This window comes from Pseudoalteromonas sp. ABE4_541, assembly GCF_056312285.1.
Map to the genome: position 1 here is coordinate 49,422 of NZ_JBSVEM010000008.1, position 19,074 is coordinate 68,495.

Sequence of the window (19,074 nt, forward strand, 5' to 3'; positions counted from 1 at the left end):
CTATAACAATGTACGAATTTAACGGAATAACCATGTGGTCTTTACAAGCTTTGGCCATTGATTTTGCAATTATCATTGCATTGTTTGTCAGCCTAAAATATATCAAAGGTTGGGTATCAAATTTACATGCCAATGATGAAATTACTGAACGAGACAATTTTGCGTTTGGGATAAGCTTTGCCGGAGGTGTAGCCGCATTAGCGATTGTACTGACTGGCATTAGCAGCGGGGCCTTTGCTGCATCTTTGTTGCAAGAAGCGGTGCAAATGGCGGGCTATGGTGCGCTGGCCATTGTGCTAATCAAATTAGGACACTTTTTCCAAGATAAGGTAGCACTGAGGAAAGTCAGTTTACATGAGGAAATTGTGCGCGGTAATGCGACCGCTGCTTTAATCGATTTTGGCCATGTGGTCAGCGTTGCTATTGTGATCCGCTCGTCCTTATTTTGGGTTGCAACGCAAGGCTGGCACGGCTTACCTATTGTGATTGCCGCTTTTGTGATTGCTAATTTGGTGCTGTTGCTCGTGAGTCAATATCGCGTGCAACTATTTAAGCGCACTAATCGTGCTGGTGACTGTTTGCAGCAAGCGATTGTGGATGGCAATGTGGCGGTTGGTGTGCGTTATGCCGGCTTTTTAATTGGCAGTGCATTAGCGCTCACAGCCGCATCTGGGTTAGCACCTTATGCGCCTGATAACTTAATTGCTAGTTTAAGTTACTGGGGACTGTGCGCAGTTTTGAGCATTGTAATGTTTGCCTTACTGCATTTGATTACTATCAAAATTATTTTATCTGGTTGTGATATTTCAGATGAAGTGAACCGTCAAAAGAATGTCGGTGTAGCGGCCATTTCTGCTGCCATTTCCTTTGCGATTGGTATTACCATGGCGACGTTGTTAGGGGCATAAAGCGTGTCGCAATCGATGAGCAGTCCAAGCCGTACAAGTTTGCTTGGGCATGATGTTTTGCTGATTAGTGTGATGGCCGTACTTGCTGGGTGCGGTCTAATATACGAATACTTGCTCTCTCATTATGCGGGGCGCGTCTTGGGCTCAGTAGAAAGTGCAATTTATGCCATGATCGGCACCATGATTGTAGCGATGGGGTTAGGGGCATTTTTAGCTCGCTGGTTTAAGGATGCTTTTAGTGCGTTTGCTTGGCTAGAAAGTATTATTGCGTTGGTTGGTATGGGATGTATTCTGGCCATTGCCAGCGTTATTGCGGTTAGCTATTCACTGCCTCATTTGTTGTCTAATATTTTCAATCTGCCGCCAGATGTGGTGCTAAACGGCTATGTATTTGAACAGTTGCAGCAGTGGGCACAATTTTTACCTTATGTATTTGGCCTGTTCTTAGGTATGTTGATTGGGATGGAGATCCCACTTATCGCGCGAATTCGTCAGCAGGTTTATGGGCGGTTTTTAGAAAACAATGCTGGTACCATATATGGCGCTGATTACATCGGTGCAGGGATTGGTGCGGCGATTTGGGTTAGCATCATGCTATCGATGCCTATTATGCAGGCGGCGGCGTGGACTGCATTATTTAATATAGTGGCAGGTTTGGTGTTTTTGTGGCGATATAGAAGTTATGTCCGCTTCGCTAAGATATTGTTTTTTTGTCATTTTTTACTGTTAGCCTTGTTTGCGTTGATATTGCAATTTGGTAGCGGTTGGATGAAAGAACTCAGCAATGTACTTTACAAGGATAAAGTGATTTATGCGCAATCGACCAAATATCAGCATGTGGTGCTCACTGAGCGCTTAAGCCGCAATCGACCCGAGCCAATTACTGATCTTTACCTCAATGGTCGACTCCAGTTTTCTAGCATTGATGAGCAAATCTATCACACTATGTTGGTTTACCCTGCTATGTTGGCATCAAATCGTCACGATAATGTGTTGATCATCGGTGGTGGAGATGGACTGGCATTGAGAGATGTACTGAAGTGGCCAGTTAAGCAAGTTACATTGGTAGACCTAGATGCGCAATTGCTCGACTTATTTGGTCATGATGATGATCGGTTCGACGTACCAGAACATATTAAACAGCGACTCACTCAGCTTAATCAGCAAGCAATGCGTGATCCAAGAGTCAATATTTTGGTTGCTGATGCGTTTATACAAGTTGAACAGTTGCTCGCACAGGGTTTGCGTTTTGATACCATCATTGTGGATTTACCTGACCCAAATCATCCTGATTTAAATAAGTTGTACAGTGATTATTTTTACAACCACTTAAGGCAGTTGTTGTCTGCTGATGGGGCGATGGTGATCCAGTCAACTTCCCCTTACCATGCAAAAAATGCGTTTATAAGCATAGCAAAAACGGTTAAAGCGGCGGGATTTGGCTATGTTGAGCAGTACCAACAAAATGTGCCGTCATTTGGGCAGTGGGGTTGGACGATTGCAACGACTACAGCGAGTCCTGCAAGTGCTCGGATCGGTCGAGTTAATGCACTGCCTGTACCTTCTCGTTGGGCCAATCAGCAATATTTGCTTGCAGCGTTTGTGTTTCCTAATCGCTTTTTTGAATTTGAAGATAACATTGAAATCAACCAGCTAGGCTCAGGTGTATTATATGACTATTACCGCCAGGCGTGGCAGCAAGAAAATGAGCTGTATAAAAACTAGTTTTAATGGTTGACATATTATGTCGGCCATGTAAATCTTAACTCAGACATAATATGTCAATTTGATAAGGCAGAAAAATGGAATTAAATGAACTTTCGATAAAACTAGCCGCTTTTGAAACAGAAGGCGTTGGCTTTGAGTCATTCATGATCACCAATTCAGGTGAGCAAGATGTTTTGCAAGTGATTGTTGATGGGAACGATGAGTTGCCTATTTTCGTCACACAAACGCAAGAGCAATTGTTATGTATCAGTTATCTGTTTGCTGAAGATGAAGTAAAAACTGAATTGAAAAATGAGCTTAATGAAAACTTATTGCGTTTGAACGTACCGATCCCCTTAAGCGCTTTTGCGAAAGTAGATGACAAGTACGCTATCTTTGGCGCCTTGTCAGTGAATTCATCATTTGACGATATTACCCATGAGCTAGTGACGCTTGCTGACAATGCCATTGATGCATTAGAGGCCATCACACCTTATTTAAACGATTAAATAGGTATTTTAGGAGTTAAGATTATGAGTATTTTAAAGAAATTATTCACAGCAGTCCGTGGTGGTGCGCGCGAAGCAGGCGAGGCTTTGGTTGATGCAAATGCAATTCGTATTTTTGAACAAGAAATTGCAGATGCAAAAAATGCACTTCAAAAAGCGAAACAAAGCCTGACAGAAGTGATGGCGAAAGAAATGCAAACCAAGCGTAAGCTAAGCGCATTGGATGCTTCAATTGCAGAGCATGAAGGGTTTGCTGCGCAAGCTTTGGATCAGGGCAACGAAGCGTTAGCGCTCGAAATTGTTGACAAGATCAAAGAATTCGAAAATGAAAAAGCAGAGCATGAACAGGTGCTCAATGGTTTTAGCCAGCATGTTGTGGTGTTAAAGCAGCAAGTGAAAGAAGCTGAAAAGTCGATTAAAGAAAACCAACGTCAATTAACTATGGTTAAAACGACTGAAAGTGTGCAACAGGCAACCATGGCGGTAAACAGCACGTTAAACACTAACAGTTCATCTATGACTTCTGCGCGCGAATCACTGGAGCGTATTAAGCAGCGCCAACAAGACCGTCAAGATCAATTGGGTGCAGCGAAGGCACTAGAGGCAGAAACCAATGGTGATGGCTTAAAAGAAAGAATGGCGCAGGCGGGGATTGGCGGTACCGATCCAAAAAGCGAAGATATTTTAGCGCGGATCAAAGCCAAGCAAGGTAACTAAACCTTTTAACCATATCGAAAAGGGATAACTTGATTATCCCTTTTTGCTTTGAGGTGGGATATGTTCAATTTTTTCAAATCTAAAAAAGAAACGCCTGTACGACAATTATCAGAGCCATCACAGCTAAAAGTTGGCGATATGCTCAGTATCATTGACTCGTTTGCGTATCCACAATGGCTAAAGGGGCAGACTTTACGTGTGACGGCGGTTAATACTTATCAGTATCAACATAGTGCCGATTATGAAATGGTGCTGGAGAGTAATTCAGGGCAAGTGATCTTTTTACAAATCGAACAAGAAGATGGTGAGCAATGGGCCAATTTCTCAATCAAAATTCAACGTGATGATGTCGAAGAAATCTTTACCTTGGATGAGTTTGCCCGAATTTTTGATGAGGAAGAACTCACGGATATTAATGTGGCGAACGTCCCTGAACGCTTTAGTCACTTTCTTGCTAAACACTATGTGCAGAGCGAAGCCCCTTTTATTGTTTACTTTCATAACCGAGATTATCGTGATCAGCCCTTACCTCAGTATGAGCAGGCAGGATCAGAATCCTGTGAAATGGTTTGCTTGAGTTCTCCTAGCGGAGATCACAGTATCAATATCGAAATATGGGAGGGGGGTGACACTGATGTATCATTAACGCTGACACGCCCTATCTCGGATATCGTTGAGCTCTTTCCGGGGAATGATTAAGTGACAAATAGCAAAGTCGCCAAATGGGAACGCCAACAGCAAGCTGTACGAGCAACGCAGATGGCATTTGATTTGAGCAGTGAAGTACAAAAATCTATCAAAAAGCAAGCGATTGATCAGGAGTTAACACCATCGGATATGATTCGAAAGATTTTGGGCTTAGAAGTTAAGTCGAAAAAAACTAGACAGCGTTTATCATTTAATTTAAGTGATGAAGAAATTGTCCAGTTGGCGAAGCGTTTTGGCGTCCCCGAAGGTGATAGACGAGCAGTAAAACAGCAAGTCGCAGACTTGTTAATAGCGAGTGCTCGACCTTGATGACTCGTTGGGACGGTTATTCATGATGTGATAAACCGCCCAACAGTACAAATAAACTAAGCATACGAGGGCATTACATGATGGTCCCTGTGGTCACTCTTGATGTGTTCCGAGTTATGTCAGTGGGCGTCCCTCCTGCTCCTCCATTTACCTTTGCAGCCATTGACGCAGAAAGTAATTTGAGGCCTTTCTTTTTTAGCTTCATATTTCGAATTTTATCCATGTTTGAATTCCTTAAGTGTGTTGTTATTGGTAATTATTCTATGGCATTTTATACGCGTACATAGCTCAAAAGTGTAACTAATTGTATCGATATTCGGGATAATTATATGTGAATTAGTGGTGTGCATATATTGTGCGAACTACGGCTCAAGTTACGATTAGTGTCGAGCGTGCAATGCTCAAAATAATCCCCTTAATAAGTCGACAAATTTGGAAAAAGATACCCCTTTTATCTGAGGTGTTACTTTCATATTGAGAATGCGTCTTAATTAACTAATATTCATGAAAATGCACTTGTCCAGACAAGACTATTCATAGTATTTATAGTGACTATTTTAGGTCAGTTTCAGGTGCAAGATTTTCATCTATACTCAAAGACCTTATAATAAGTCACCGGAATTTATCGGTAACTGCTGTGTAGGCAATTACATAGCCGGACCGATTCACGTCACCAAGAGGGCAAAATTGTGCTTCAAGAATATCGTAAACATGTAGAAGAGCGCGCACAGCAAGGGATCGTTCCTAAGCCGTTAGACGCACAACAAACTGCAGATCTGATTGAATTAGTAAAGTCACCTGTAGCAGGTGAAGAAGAATTTATCGTAGACCTTTTAGTAAACCGCGTACCACCTGGTGTGGATGATGCCGCTTATATTAAGGCTGGCTTTTTGGCGGCAGTTGCAAAAGGTGAAGCGACATCACCATTAGTAAGCAAAGAGTACGCGGCTGAATTGCTAGGTACGATGTTAGGTGGTTACAATATCGCACCTATGATTGAGCTACTTGATGATGAAGCGCTTGCGCCTATCGTTGTTAAGGGCCTGTCAAACACATTACTTATGTTTGATGCGTTCTACGATGTAGAAGAAAAAGCCAAAGCGGGCAATAAATACGCACAGCAAGTGATTGAGTCATGGGCACATGCGCAGTGGTTCTTAAACAAGCCAGCAGTTGCGGAGAAAATTTCAGTTACCGTATTTAAAGTAACGGGTGAAACGAACACTGATGACTTGTCACCTGCACCAGATGCTTGGTCTCGTCCTGATATCCCACTGCACGCATTAGCTATGCTTAAAAATGCGCGTGATGGCATCAATCCTGAAAAAGACGGTGAAATTGGTCCAATTTCACAACTAGAAGAGTTAAAAGGCAAAGGCTTACCTTTGGCTTACGTGGGTGATGTGGTTGGTACGGGCTCTTCTCGTAAATCAGCGACTAACTCAGTGCTTTGGTTCATGGGTGATGACATTCCATTCGTACCAAATAAGCGCGTTGGTGGTGTATGTTTAGGTGGTAAAATCGCACCTATTTTCTTCAACACAATGGAAGACTCTGGCGCATTGCCAATCGAGTTAAATGTTGATGAGTTCAACATGGGCGATCAAATTGACATTTATCCGTACGAAGGTGTGGTTAAGCGCCATGGTACAGATGAAGTGATCTCAACGTTTGCACTTAAGTCAGATGTTATTTTAGACGAAGTACGTGCAGGTGGCCGTATTCCATTGATCATCGGTCGTGGCTTAACAGACAAAGCGCGTAAATCACTCGGACTTGAAGCGGAAGAGATTTTCCGTAAGCCAGCATTAGTAACGGATTCGGGCAAGGGTTTCACACTTGCACAGAAAATGGTTGGTAAAGCTTGTAACATGCCGGGTGTTCGCCCTGGTCAGTACTGTGAGCCTAAAATGACCACTGTTGGTTCGCAAGATACCACAGGTCCAATGACGCGTGATGAGCTAAAAGATTTGGCATGTCTAGGTTTCTCTGCTGATTTAACTATGCAGTCATTCTGCCATACGTCAGCCTATCCTAAGCCTATTGACGTAAACACACACCATACGTTACCTGATTTCATTATGAACCGTGGCGGTGTATCACTTCGTCCGGGCGATGGTGTTATTCACTCTTGGTTAAACCGTATGTTATTACCAGATACCGTTGGTACTGGTGGTGACTCGCATACACGTTTCCCACTTGGTATTTCATTCCCGGCAGGTTCTGGTGCGGTTGCATTTGCGGCAGCAACGGGTGTAATGCCACTTGATATGCCTGAATCAATTTTGGTTCGTTTTAAAGGTGAAATGCAACCAGGTATCACATTACGTGACCTTGTACATGCTATCCCTTACTACGGCATCAAAGAAGGCCTATTAACGGTTGAGAAGAAAGGTAAAATCAACGAGTTCTCTGGTCGCGTACTAGAAATTGAAGGTGTTGAGCACCTAACTGTTGAGCAAGCGTTCGAATTATCAGACGCTTCAGCAGAGCGTTCAGCAGCAGGTTGTACAGTTAAGCTTTCTAAAGAATCTATTGCTGAGTACCTAGAATCTAACATCGTCATGCTTAAGTGGATGATCTCAGAAGGTTACGGTGATGTACGTACGATTGAGCGTCGTATCACAGCAATGCAAGAGTGGCTAGCTAACCCTGAATTAATGGAAGCGGACAAAGATGCTGAGTACAAGCATGTACTAGAAATCGACCTTGCTGAGATCAAAGAGCCTATCTTGTGCGCACCAAACGATCCTGATGATGCACGCTTGCTTTCAGACGTTACAGGCGAGAAAATCGACGAAGTATTCATCGGTTCTTGTATGACCAACATTGGTCACTTCCGTGCAGCGGGTAAACTACTTGATGGTTATACTGGCCGTATTCCAACTCAGCTTTGGGTTGCACCACCAACTAAGATGGATAGAGATCAGTTAACTGACGAAGGTTACTACGGTATCTTCGGTCGTGTTGGTGCTCGTATCGAAACTCCTGGATGTTCACTGTGTATGGGTAACCAAGCACGTGTTGCTGACAAAGCAACGGTTGTGTCTACCTCTACGCGTAACTTCCCGAACCGCTTAGGTACTGGTGCAAACGTATTCCTTGCATCGGCAGAGCTTGCAGCAGTCGCTGCGATTTTAGGTAAATTACCTACGCCTGCTGAATACCAAGAGTACGCTGCGAAAATCAATGCAACGGCAGCTGATACATACCGTTACTTGAACTTCCACAAAATGCCTCAGTACACTAAAAAGGCTGATGGTGTGATCATCCAGCAAGCAGTTTAATTACACTACTTGCTAAAAAGGCCGGTGAATTCACCGGCTTTTTTGTGCCTGATAAGTGGATAAAAATCGCGCTTTTCTTTTGGGGTTGAATATTCTTTAATTTTTCATATATTGGTTTTTTAATTCAAATTAAAGGTTAAATAATAGGTAAATTAAACAGATTTTATTTTTTATTTAATTAGAATTGTCGCTAATTTTACATTAATAGGCGGCAGAGAAATGACAGCAGTAAACAACCAGAATCTGCTTCAACTGCGTTTTATCCAACAAGCGCATATCGAAGCAGTTAAGCCCTCATTCAATCAACTTCCAGACAATCCGTACGCAGATGGTGCATTTCGTAAGCGCCGCTACTCGGTTCTAAAATTTGCTGATAACGCGGTTTCGGTGCAGCCTACTAAAGCATTTGTTCAGGATGATTCAATAAACACTTTCCAAGGTAACGTTGAACGTGTTTATGAAAATCTTGAAGCTGATTTGATTAATAGCGATGGCTTTAAGCACTTATTAAGTGAGTTTAAGCAAATGACGGGCATTAGCGACGAACGTGATATTGAAGTACATCAGTTCCGTATGTTGGCGATTGAGTCAGATACGCCGCCAGCACCAGAAGGTATTCACCAAGATGGTTTTGATCATGTATGTGTATGTGGTGTGTCACACGAAAATATTGCCGGTGGTGAGCTACTTGTTTACGAAAACAAAGAGTCAGAGCCATGCTTTAAAATGGAGATCAAAGACGGTTTATTTGCTTTGATCAATGACCGTCAGGTTTGGCATAACGCCACACCAATGAACAAACTAGATGCCGATAAAGTTGGTTACCTAGACTGTTTTGTATTTACCGCTTAAGAGTCTTTTATGGAACTTACACAACTAAGACGTCAATTTCCTGCGCTCATGCAGCAGTTGAATGGTCAATCCCCAATTTTTCTTGATGGCCCTGGTGGGGCACAGGTGCCTCAGTCTGTGTTAAGCGCAATGTCGGCGTATTTGGGTTATTACAACTCAAACTTAGGTGGTGCATTTTTCTCTAGTGATAAAACCGTTAGCTTGATGAACGATGCCCGCCAAGCGGTCGCTGATCTATTGAATGCACCAAGCAAAGAGCAAATTGTGTTTGGCGCGAACATGACGAGTTTAACCTTTAGCTTTAGCCGGGCGATTTCTCGTCATTGGCAAGTCGGTGATGAAGTCATTGTGACCAATGCAGATCATTACTCGAACGTATCATCTTGGCAACAAGCGGCTGAAGATAAAGGCGCTAAAGTACATGCTGTTCGTATTAACGAAGATGATTGCACGCTTGATTTAGCACACTATAAAAACTTACTCAACAGCAAAACCAAGCTTGTTGCGGTGACTTATGCCTCTAATACCACAGGCTCTATTAACGACATCAAACAGATTGTTGAGCTAGCGCACCAAGTTGGTGCATTGGTGTATGTGGATGCCGTGCACTATGCGCCACATGAACTGGTTGATGTACAAGCGCTTGATTGCGACTTTTTATCTTGCTCAGCTTACAAGTTTTTTGGTCCGCATGTGGGCATTGTCTATGGCAAGCGTGAACATTTAGAAGGATTTACGCCTTATAAAGTGGAACCAGCCAAAGACGTGATCCCAGGCCGCTGGGAAACGGGTACGCAAAGCTTTGAGGGCTTAGCGGGGGTGATTGCTGCCATTGACTATATCGCGTCATTAAGTGGTATGACGGAGGATACTCCACGTCGAGAGCGTTTGGCAGTCGCGTTTGCTAAAACCAAGCAACATGAGATGGCGCTCAGTGAGTACTTCCTAAATCGTCTTGAGCAGTTCCCGCAGATCTCATTATTTGGCATTACTGATAGAGCGCGTCTAGCAGAGCGTACGCCCACGTTTGCACTAACGTTTGAAGGGTTTGCACCACGTGAAGTCTCTGAGTTTTTAGGCAAACAACACATGTGTGTATGGGATGGTAACTTCTATGCGCAAGGCTTGTGTGAGCAGCTTGGTATGATGGATAAAGGCGGTGTAGTGCGCATCGGCTGTATGCACTACAACACCATTGAAGAGCTTGATAAGTTATTTGCTGCATTTGAACAGTTGTTAAATAGCTAAAAGTAGTTCAATAGGGGCGTACATAGTTTTACAGTGCGCCCTTATCGTTACATATTATCCTCAATAAAACTGCTGAGTTTATTAATACGTAAGCTCATACCTTCAATGATCTTATCTTTCACCTTCTCGCGAATGACATTCGGGAGTCGCGTCATAGCGTCGGGAGTAATGGCCAGTAAAATACTGTCTTTAATTGCTTTGGCACTAGTGGAGTGCTCTCGATGACAAATGAATGCCCCTTCACCAATAAACTCGCCCGGTAAAATGCGACCCAGCTCTTGTAGCTCGTTCTTTTTAAAAATGACTAATTCCCCACTGAGTACAATGAATAAGCGGTTATCTAATTCAAAGCGCTTGAATGCATGGCGGTCAGTGTGTACTAAATACAGGTGGGTAAATGATTCCAATAACACCTGTCTTTCTTGAATCGTAAAATCATTAAAAAAAGGCAGCCGGTTAATGATCTCAAGCTGCTTAATTAAAGGCACATTTTCAAGGAGTTTCATGGTGTTAAATCGCAGCTTATTATTTGCTTAAAATTGTGGCTATTTTTGCAGGAAGAATCAAATACATTTTTAATGTCGCTTATACTGCAAGCGACATTAATGCTTGCTTAGCATTTGGCTCATAAAGAAAACTAAGGCAAGCGCACCTAGGATAGGTTAGACGACATTTATTGTTGAGGTAACATTATTACCGTCTGCTGCATTAGGAGCACATTCACATGGTGTTAAATGTTTGAGTGATTTCTTCGTCAATTTGATATTCATAAATAGTCCTTTAAAAAGTTTAACTGTACCGAGTGTCTCAATACATTCCAAAAATAATCATTACACGTTTATTTTTCAAGGAAAAACTTAATTAAGTAAATGATTTAACCCTAATCAACGGCTATTAAATGGATCCTTCAGTGCCTAATCTAGAATATTTCTCTCTTTTAGTTTTCTAGTTAGCGTATTTCTACCCCAGCCAATTTTGAGGGCGGCATCTTGTTTATGGCCATGGCAAGCGTTTAGAGCGGTTTTGATCAAGCGTACTTCCAGTTGTGCTTGTACATCAGGCCAGATATTTTCCTTACCTTGTTTGAGTTCTTGATTAAGCCACTGCTGGAACGCATCTAGCCAATCACCTTGGCTTGCTTCGCTTGGCGTGTTTGCGGTGAGTTCCTCTGGTAAGTCATGGGCACTGATCAGCTCACCAGGAGCCATCACGGTTAACCATCGGCATGTATTTTCAAGTTGTCGAACATTGCCCGGCCAATGGTAAAGGCGCATTATATTGATGGCTTCATCACTCAAGACTTTGCTGTCGCTTTGTAACTCCTTGGCACTGTGTGCTAAAAAGTGCTGTGCCAGCTTTGGAATGTCTTCGGTTCTTTCACGTAAGGCGGGCAGTTTTAAGCGCACTACATTCAAGCGGTGAAACAAGTCTTCACGGAATTGGCCTTTTTTAACGAGTTGCTCTAAATCTTGGTGTGTGGCGGCGATAATACGCACGTCCACCCTCACACTTTGGTGGCCACCAACACGGTAGAATTCGCCATCCGCAAGGACACGTAAAAGCCGTGTTTGCACATCCAGTGGCATATCACCAATTTCATCTAAAAACAGGGTACCGCCATTAGCTTGTTCGAAACGGCCTCGGCGCATGCTATCGGCACCCGTAAATGCGCCTTTCTCATGGCCAAATAATTCAGACTCAACCAAATCTTTTGGAATGGCGGCCATATTGAGGGCGATAAACTCTTTGTCTTTTCGGGGACTGTGATTATGTAATGCGCCTGCGACTAATTCTTTACCGGTGCCAGATTCGCCATTGATCAACACGCTCATGCTTGATGCGGAAAGCTTACCAATGGCACGAAATACTTCCTGCATTGCGGGGGCTTCACCAATAATATCTGGATGTTTTTGTTCTTGAACTTGACGCTTGGTTTTTCGAGCCTGTTGACTGGCTTGATAGGCGCGTTCAACCAGTGCTGTTGCTTCATTCAAGTCAAACGGTTTGGCTAAGTACTCAAACGCGCCTTTTTGAAACGCGTTGACCGCAGAATCAAGATCAGAATGCGCAGTCATGATGATCACGGGGAGATTGGGAAATTGCTCGGCAATTTCTTCGAGCAATGCCATGCCATCAATACCGGGCATGCGTACGTCTGAAATTAATACCGCAGGCTGACTATAAGAAAGCGCGGTTAACACATCTTGCCCATTGGCAAAGCTTTCGGTGGTAAAACCAGCTCTAGAAAGCGCTTTGTCTAAAACAAAGCGAATTGAAGCATCATCATCTACGAGCCAAACTGTTTTCATTACTTGCTCCCCGTGCCGTTGTTGTCAAACGGCAAGTAAATATTAAATTCTGTGTGTCCGGGCCAGCTGTCGCAATCAATTAAACCGCCGTGTTGCTCAACGATGGTTTGTGCTATAGAGAGGCCCAAGCCTGAGCCACCTTCTTTGTTTGTGATCATCGGATAAAACAAAGTGTCTTTCAGTTCCTCGGCTATACCAGGGCCATTATCTGCAATTTGGATCACGAGCGCTTTTTTCATGAGTCGCTCACCACTACGCATTCTGTGTTTGATACGTGTTTTAAGGGTGATTGAGCCACTATCGCCCAGTGCTTGTTGGGCATTTCTCACTATGTTTAAGACCACTTGTTGTATCTTTGCTTGATCAATGACGATATCCGGTATGCTAGGGTCGTAGTCTTTCAAAAGTACGATGTCACTGTTGTTATCTAGCGTACTGAGCTTAATGACCGACTCTAGTGTTTGGTGAATATTACACGGGGCCTTTTTGGGTAATTGATTTGGGCCTAATAACCTATCCACGAGCTCTGTTAATCGGTCTGCCTGTTCAATGATCAATTGTGCACATTGATCGCGTTCTTGCTGACAACTCTCGTACTGCAATAATTGCGCCGCTCCACGTATGCCGCCCAGAGGATTTTTTATTTCATGTGCAAGACCGCGGATCAGTGTTCTGGCTGCTTGGTATTGGTGCATTTGGTTGGAGGCTTGATCAAAACGCACTTCATCATCAATGCGTCGGCATTCGAGCAAAATATAGGGCCTTTGTTGGTGATTAATACGTCGGGCATGTAAGTTTAAAGTGGCAGCTCGGTTATCGATAAATACCACGTCAACTCTATGCTGCTGGCAGTCTACACCGTCATTAAGTACGTACTGATGTAGGCGTTCAAAATCGATTTGATGGTGACTAAAAATATCATTAATAGGTTGCCCAACGAGGCGCTTTAGACCTAGGCCAAACAACTCACTACAACTATTATTGGCATAATGAATGACAAACTGCTCATCTAATGCCAGTACACAGGTCGAGAGGTTATGCCACAGAGCACCTAACATAGGTTGCGTATTTTGTTCCATTTTGGATCACCTTAGGAAATCTTTGCACCAACTTGGTGCATCATATCATGCGTGTATTTTGGGTGCTACGGGTTTACTTGACTGGTGCGGTGTAAATAAAAAGTACTGGGTGAACTGCTGGCAATTTTTGTGCCGTGTTCGTTAAATAGATGCATGATCAGTTTGTGCTCTCCACGTTCGACATTACGTAGAGCGAACTGTGCGTTGGTTTGTTTTTCGCTGGCTGCTTTGCCATCTAGGAACAACTGAACCTTTAGACCGCGAGAAAATACGGGGCTGACATGGCCTGTAACATAGACAGAGCCGGTATTTTTGCGAATGGTTTGCAGATGGCCCGGTGAGGCGATTTTAAGTTCATAGTTGATTTTTTTGGCTTGCTGTTTTGGCTCAAGTACCGTTGTGTCTACCGCAGGCATAGTAACAGGTTGGTTTAAATCTACTTTTTCAGAACCCTTCCTAGGTACGTCGGAATAAACCCAATTCCCTTGCTCGTCTTTCCAGCGGTATACTTGTGGTTGTGCTACGAGCGTGTAACAAGTTAGCAGCAAACAACCCAATAATAATCGCTGTACCATTAGTAAATCTTCCTATTCATCACCATCTAATAAATACCAATTTAGTACGAAGCGCTGCGATTTACCACTAAAAAAGCCCACTAAAGCGGGCTTGAGAACACATATGATTTAAGTTGCGCGACTACACGCTGTAGTACATTTCAAACTCAACAGGGTGAGTTGTCATGTTCAGTTTTTCCACTTCTTGTGACTTAAGTTTGATGTAAGCATCAATTAAGTCGTCAGTGAATACGCCACCTTGAGTTAAGAACTCACGGTCAGCGTCAAGACAGGCTAGTGCTTCGTCTAGTGACGCTGCTACGGTTGGGATCTCAGCTGCTTCTTCAGCAGGTAGGTCGTATAAATCTTTGTCCATTGCATCACCAGGGTGGATCTTGTTTTTGATTCCATCAAGGCCCGCCATTAGCATTGCTGAGAACGCAAGATATGGGTTAGCTGTAGGGTCTGGGAAGCGTACTTCGATACGACGTGCTTTCTCTGAAGGTACTACCGGAATACGGATTGATGCAGAGCGGTTACGCGCTGAGTATGCAAGCATAACTGGTGCTTCAAAGCCAGGTACTAAACGCTTGTAAGAGTTTGTTGACGCATTAGCAAATGCGTTGATTGCTTTAGCGTGCTTGATAATACCACCGATGTAGTAAAGCGCGTCTTCAGATAGACCACCGTACTTGTCTCCAGCAAAGATGTTTTTGCCATCTTTAGCTAAAGATTGGTGACAGTGCATACCAGAACCGTTATCACCTACTACAGGCTTAGGCATGAAGGTTGCCGTTTTACCATATAGGTGCGCCATGTTGTGGATAACATATTTCATTTCTTGAATTTCATCTGCTTTTAATACCATGGTATTAAAGCGAGTCGCGATTTCGTTTTGACCAGCTGTTGCTACTTCGTGGTGGTGTGCTTCAACCACTTGGCCTAGCTCTTCAAGAACTAAACAAGTCGCTGAGCGCCAGTCTTGTGATGAATCTACCGGTGCTACTGGGAAGTAACCGCCTTTAACGCCTGGGCGGTGACCTGTGTTGCCGCCTTCGTAGTCTCTGTCAGAGTTCCAAGAAGCTTCTTGTGCGTCAATTTTGTACATAGAGCCTGACATGTCAGTTTTGAACTTAACGTCGTCAAATAGGAAGAACTCAGGTTCTGGACCGAAAAGTACCGTATCTGCGATACCTGTTGAACGCATATATTCTTCAGCGCGTTTTGCAACAGAACGTGGGTCACGCTCATAGCCTTGGTGTGTTGAAGGCTCTACCACGTCACAACGTACGATAAGCGTTGTTTCTTCAGCGAATGGGTCAAGCTTTGCTGATGCAGCATCTGGCATTAATACCATGTCTGATTCGTTAATGCCTTTCCAGCCAGCAATTGAAGAGCCATCAAACATTTTACCGTCTTCGAAGAAGTCTTCATCGGCTTGATGATGAGGAATAGAAACGTGCTGTTCTTTACCCTTAGTATCTGTAAAACGTAAATCTACAAATTTAACGTCATTTTCTTTGATAAAATCTAAAACCGATTGTGACATGTGTCCTCCGACTCGTTGGTTTTTTTATGCTTGCTGCATTAACTTAATGCGATTGCGATTTTTGTAAGCTTAATGTGTGCCAACGTTGTAATCGCATGAAAAATATATGATTTAAAGTTGAATAGGCATTGGGTAATTGCCCTTTTGCACCAAAATGATCCGTAATTGCACTTTATTGGTGCGATTATTGTAGTTCATTTTTTGAAATTGAGAGTAAAAAATGAACGATTTAAAAGGCCAATTTTTATGAAGCTGTGACAGATTGACGTTATCAATGTGCTGGGTTGTCATTGCCTTTACATATTTCTGAATTATTCTCTTTATTTAACATTGTACTATGATGAGCCCCTTTAAGCTTACTGGCAGTCCTAAGTGGATAAAATGACAGCTAAAAAGAGCGAAATTGTTGAATGAAGCCAAAAAATAATGCTGCATAAACTTTCATCTATCGCGTTATTAGGGGATAATACGCCACTTTATAAATCCTATCGGTCAATTTATAGGCTGTTTTGCACAATTAGGTGTATTAGGATTAACCCACTCTTTCGAGTCATTATCTGAGTTATAAACATGAGCATTGAAAAATTACGTAATATCGCGATTATCGCCCACGTAGACCACGGTAAAACAACCCTAGTTGATAAGTTGCTTGAGCAATCAGGTACACTAGAGACGCGCGGCGGTAACGAAGAGCGTGTAATGGATTCAAACGATATCGAAAAAGAGCGCGGTATCACCATCCTAGCTAAAAACACCGCGATTGAGTGGAACGACTACCACATTAACATCGTAGACACTCCGGGACACGCTGACTTCGGTGGTGAAGTAGAACGTGTTCTTTCAATGGTTGACTCAGTATTGCTACTGGTTGATGCACAAGAAGGTCCAATGCCGCAAACGCGTTTCGTAACGCAAAAGGCATTCGCGCTAGGCCTTAAGCCTATCGTTGTTATCAACAAAATCGATAAGCCTGGTGCACGCCCTGATTGGGTTATGGACCAAGTGTTTGACTTATTTGATAACCTTGGCGCAACTGATGAACAGTTGGACTTCCAAGTTATCTACGCTTCAGCTATCAACGGTTGGGCAACTTTAGATTTAGATGAGCCTTCTGACAACATGCAACCTATGTTTGAAGCGATTGTTGATCAAGTAGCTCAGCCTGATGCGGATCCAGATGGTGCATTCCAAATGCAGATTTCTCAGCTTGACTACAACTCTTACATTGGTGTTATCGGTGTAGGTCGTATTAAGCGCGGTACAGTTAAAGTAAACCAGCAAGTAACGATTGTTGGCGCTGATGGTACTAAACGTAACGGTAAAGTGGGTCAAGTACTGACTTATTTAGGCCTTGATCGCCATGAAGCGCAAGAAGCGCAAGCGGGTGACATCATCGCAATTACAGGTTTAGGTGAGCTGAAAATTTCAGACACTATCTGTGATGTAAACACAGTAGAAGCATTACCAGCACTTTCTGTTGATGAACCAACAGTAACAATGACCTTCTCTGTAAACACTTCGCCGTTTTCTGGCCAAGAAGGTAAATTCGTAACGTCACGTAACATCCTTGAACGTTTAGAAAACGAACTAGTGCACAACGTAGCACTACGTGTTGAAGAAACGGATAACCCAGATAGCTTCCGTGTATCTGGTCGTGGTGAATTACACTTAGGTATCCTAATCGAAAATATGCGTCGTGAAGGTTACGAGCTAGCGGTTTCTCGTCCAGAAGTAATCCTTCGTGAAGTTGATGGTCAGTTAGAAGAACCGTATGAAACAGTAACGGTAGACGTTCAAGAAGAGCACCAAGGTTCTATCATGGAGCAACTTGGTCTTCGTAAGGCGGAAATGACTGACATGGCACCAGATGGTAAAGGCCGTATTCGCATGGACTTTATGATGCCTTCACGTGGTTTAATCGGTTTCCAAACTGACTTTATGACGCTGACTTCTGGTTCTGGTTTGATGTACCACACGTTTGATCATTATGGTCCGCATAAAGGTGGTAACATTGGTCAACGTAAAAACGGTGTATTGATCGCAAACGCAACAGGTAAAGCGTTAACTAACGCACTATTTAACCTACAAGACCGTGGTAAGTTATTCATCGGTCACGGTGTTGAAGTATACGAAGGCATGGTTATTGGTATTCATAGCCGTGACAACGACCTTACTGTAAATGCGTTGAAAGGTAAGCAGCTAACAAACGTTCGTGCTTCAGGTACTGATGAAGCGCAAACACTTGTGCCACCAATCAAAATGACACTTGAGCAAGCACTTGAGTTTATCGATGATGACGAACTAGTAGAAGTTACGCCGGAAAGTATCCGTATTCGTAAGAAACTACTAACAGAAAGCGAGCGTAAGCGCGCTAGCCGTCAAGCAAAAGACTAAGCGCTATTTGCATATAAAAAACGCCGCTGTAATAGCGGCGTTTTTGTTTGCTCGCAAAGAAAAATCAAAACAAACCGTAGCTCTCGGTTTCTTCTGGCTCGTAGTCTTGTAAGTGCTCCGGCCTGAAAATGGCACTCGGATCAATAAGCACACTATGGGTGTCGCCACGTTTAATGAGCCCTTGCATCATTTTTTTGGTTTGAGGATCGACCTCAAAGCCGATATTGGTAATTTCGCTCAGTGATTTAATCTCACTTTCATCACAGTGGATATTGTCCTCTACTTGATCGACTAATAAGCCAATGTGTGGCTTCTGACCATCTTGAGTGGTAAACACAATAATCGGTTTATGGTCGAGGCTAATTTGCTCACGCGCGGACTCAAATAAGCGTATAAGTTTTGCGTAAGTGGTTGTGCGCTCTTTTTCTAGCAAATTAATCGCCTGTTGCTGCTGATCTTGATCGCACAGTGAAAGCAGCTGATCGGCTAGGGCATGCAATTTATTATGAGGCTCTTCAAATCGGTTGAGAATGGCTTTAAGGTCTTCGTTTTCTGTTTTAAAGCTATAAAACCACTGGCCGAATGCGCATTGTCTTGGATCTCTGGCTTTGTCAAAGTCGTGGCCTTTTAACACGCTTTTTTCAAGTGCCTGAAGCCAATGTTTATGGTCATCCTCCCTAGCTTTGAGTAATTCTACTAACGCATTATTGATTTCGTAGGACGACTGCTTGTTTAAAATAATCCCCAAATCGAAAATAGGGGTGGGTGTGCCCATATAATCTTTTACGCCTAAGAAACTGGGGTTATCGTTTGGTAAAGAAGTTAAGTTACCTTCGTAGCGTTCAGTGAGCAAAATATCCAATATTTTCAATGAAATTGTTTTATGTCCCACTCGAAAGTTAATGAGATCCATGTTTTCCCTCAACAAGCGTATTTCGATTGTT

16 protein-coding genes are annotated in these 19,074 nt (G+C 43.1%); 10 read left to right on the forward strand and 6 right to left on the reverse strand.

Annotated elements, in window-relative coordinates; genetic code table 11:
* Positions 1–8: 8 nt before the first annotated feature.
* The 9 genes from ACW689_RS09725 (at position 9) to ACW689_RS09765 (ending at position 10,245) form a co-directional block, all read left to right on the forward strand.
* On the forward strand, positions 9–908 hold the full coding sequence (locus ACW689_RS09725) for a DUF350 domain-containing protein (RefSeq protein WP_476290780.1): 900 nt from the start codon (positions 9–11) through the stop codon (positions 906–908).
* A 3-nt stretch (positions 909–911) separates the two neighbouring features.
* On the forward strand, positions 912–2,633 hold the full coding sequence (locus tag ACW689_RS09730; RefSeq protein ID WP_476290782.1) for a polyamine aminopropyltransferase: 1,722 nt from the start codon (positions 912–914) through the stop codon (positions 2,631–2,633).
* Positions 2,634–2,710: 77 nt separating this feature from the next.
* Positions 2,711–3,124, forward strand: coding sequence for a YjfI family protein (locus tag ACW689_RS09735; protein WP_476290784.1), 414 nt, complete (start codon positions 2,711–2,713; stop codon positions 3,122–3,124).
* A gap of 24 nt (positions 3,125–3,148) precedes the next feature.
* Positions 3,149–3,841 (forward strand): PspA/IM30 family protein, encoded by a 693-nt coding sequence (locus ACW689_RS09740; RefSeq protein WP_476290786.1) that lies wholly within the window; start codon positions 3,149–3,151, stop codon positions 3,839–3,841.
* Positions 3,842–3,901: 60 nt separating this feature from the next.
* Positions 3,902–4,540 carry a hypothetical protein gene (locus ACW689_RS09745; protein WP_476290788.1) on the forward strand — a complete coding sequence of 213 codons (639 nt, stop codon included), beginning with the start codon at positions 3,902–3,904 and terminating at the stop codon, positions 4,538–4,540.
* Positions 4,541–4,600: 60 nt separating this feature from the next.
* Positions 4,601–4,858: a hypothetical protein gene (locus tag ACW689_RS09750; RefSeq protein WP_476291038.1), complete on the forward strand. Its 258-nt coding sequence runs from the start codon at positions 4,601–4,603 to the stop codon at positions 4,856–4,858.
* Positions 4,859–5,547: 689 nt separating this feature from the next.
* Complete coding sequence (acnB, locus tag ACW689_RS09755; RefSeq protein ID WP_476290790.1) at positions 5,548–8,145, forward strand: bifunctional aconitate hydratase 2/2-methylisocitrate dehydratase; 2,598 nt, start codon at positions 5,548–5,550, stop codon at positions 8,143–8,145.
* 219 nt (positions 8,146–8,364) lie between these two features.
* On the forward strand, positions 8,365–8,997 hold the full coding sequence (locus ACW689_RS09760) for a 2OG-Fe dioxygenase family protein (RefSeq protein ID WP_476290792.1): 633 nt from the start codon (positions 8,365–8,367) through the stop codon (positions 8,995–8,997).
* A 9-nt stretch (positions 8,998–9,006) separates the two neighbouring features.
* Positions 9,007–10,245 carry a cysteine desulfurase-like protein gene (locus tag ACW689_RS09765; protein ID WP_476290794.1) on the forward strand — a complete coding sequence of 413 codons (1,239 nt, stop codon included), beginning with the start codon at positions 9,007–9,009 and terminating at the stop codon, positions 10,243–10,245.
* 47 nt (positions 10,246–10,292) lie between these two features.
* On the opposite strand, the gene ACW689_RS09770 is transcribed toward ACW689_RS09765, so the two are convergent.
* The 5 genes from ACW689_RS09770 to glnA all read right to left on the reverse strand — a co-directional run bounded on the left by ACW689_RS09770 (position 10,293) and on the right by glnA (position 15,736).
* A complete protein-coding gene (locus ACW689_RS09770) occupies positions 10,293–10,751 on the reverse strand; it encodes a cyclic nucleotide-binding domain-containing protein (RefSeq protein WP_476290797.1) in 459 nt (152 codons plus the stop codon).
* A gap of 408 nt (positions 10,752–11,159) precedes the next feature.
* Positions 11,160–12,554: a nitrogen regulation protein NR(I) gene (gene ntrC / locus ACW689_RS09775; RefSeq protein WP_476290799.1), complete on the reverse strand. Its 1,395-nt coding sequence runs from the start codon at positions 12,552–12,554 to the stop codon at positions 11,160–11,162.
* Complete coding sequence (glnL, locus tag ACW689_RS09780; protein ID WP_476290801.1) at positions 12,554–13,633, reverse strand: nitrogen regulation protein NR(II); 1,080 nt, start codon at positions 13,631–13,633, stop codon at positions 12,554–12,556. Before glnL ends, ntrC begins: the two co-directional genes overlap by 1 nt.
* Before the next feature lie 65 nt (positions 13,634–13,698).
* Positions 13,699–14,208, reverse strand: coding sequence for a DUF4124 domain-containing protein (locus ACW689_RS09785; RefSeq protein WP_476290803.1), 510 nt, complete (start codon positions 14,206–14,208; stop codon positions 13,699–13,701).
* 121 nt (positions 14,209–14,329) lie between these two features.
* A complete protein-coding gene (gene glnA / locus ACW689_RS09790) occupies positions 14,330–15,736 on the reverse strand; it encodes a glutamate--ammonia ligase (protein ID WP_476290805.1) in 1,407 nt (468 codons plus the stop codon).
* A gap of 570 nt (positions 15,737–16,306) precedes the next feature.
* On the opposite strand from glnA, the gene typA reads away from it, so the two are divergent.
* On the forward strand, positions 16,307–18,130 hold the full coding sequence (gene typA / locus ACW689_RS09795; RefSeq protein WP_476290807.1) for a translational GTPase TypA: 1,824 nt from the start codon (positions 16,307–16,309) through the stop codon (positions 18,128–18,130).
* Positions 18,131–18,194: 64 nt separating this feature from the next.
* On the opposite strand, the gene ACW689_RS09800 is transcribed toward typA, so the two are convergent.
* Positions 18,195–19,043, reverse strand: coding sequence for a CZB domain-containing protein (locus tag ACW689_RS09800; protein WP_476290809.1), 849 nt, complete (start codon positions 19,041–19,043; stop codon positions 18,195–18,197).
* Positions 19,044–19,074: the final 31 nt, after the last annotated feature.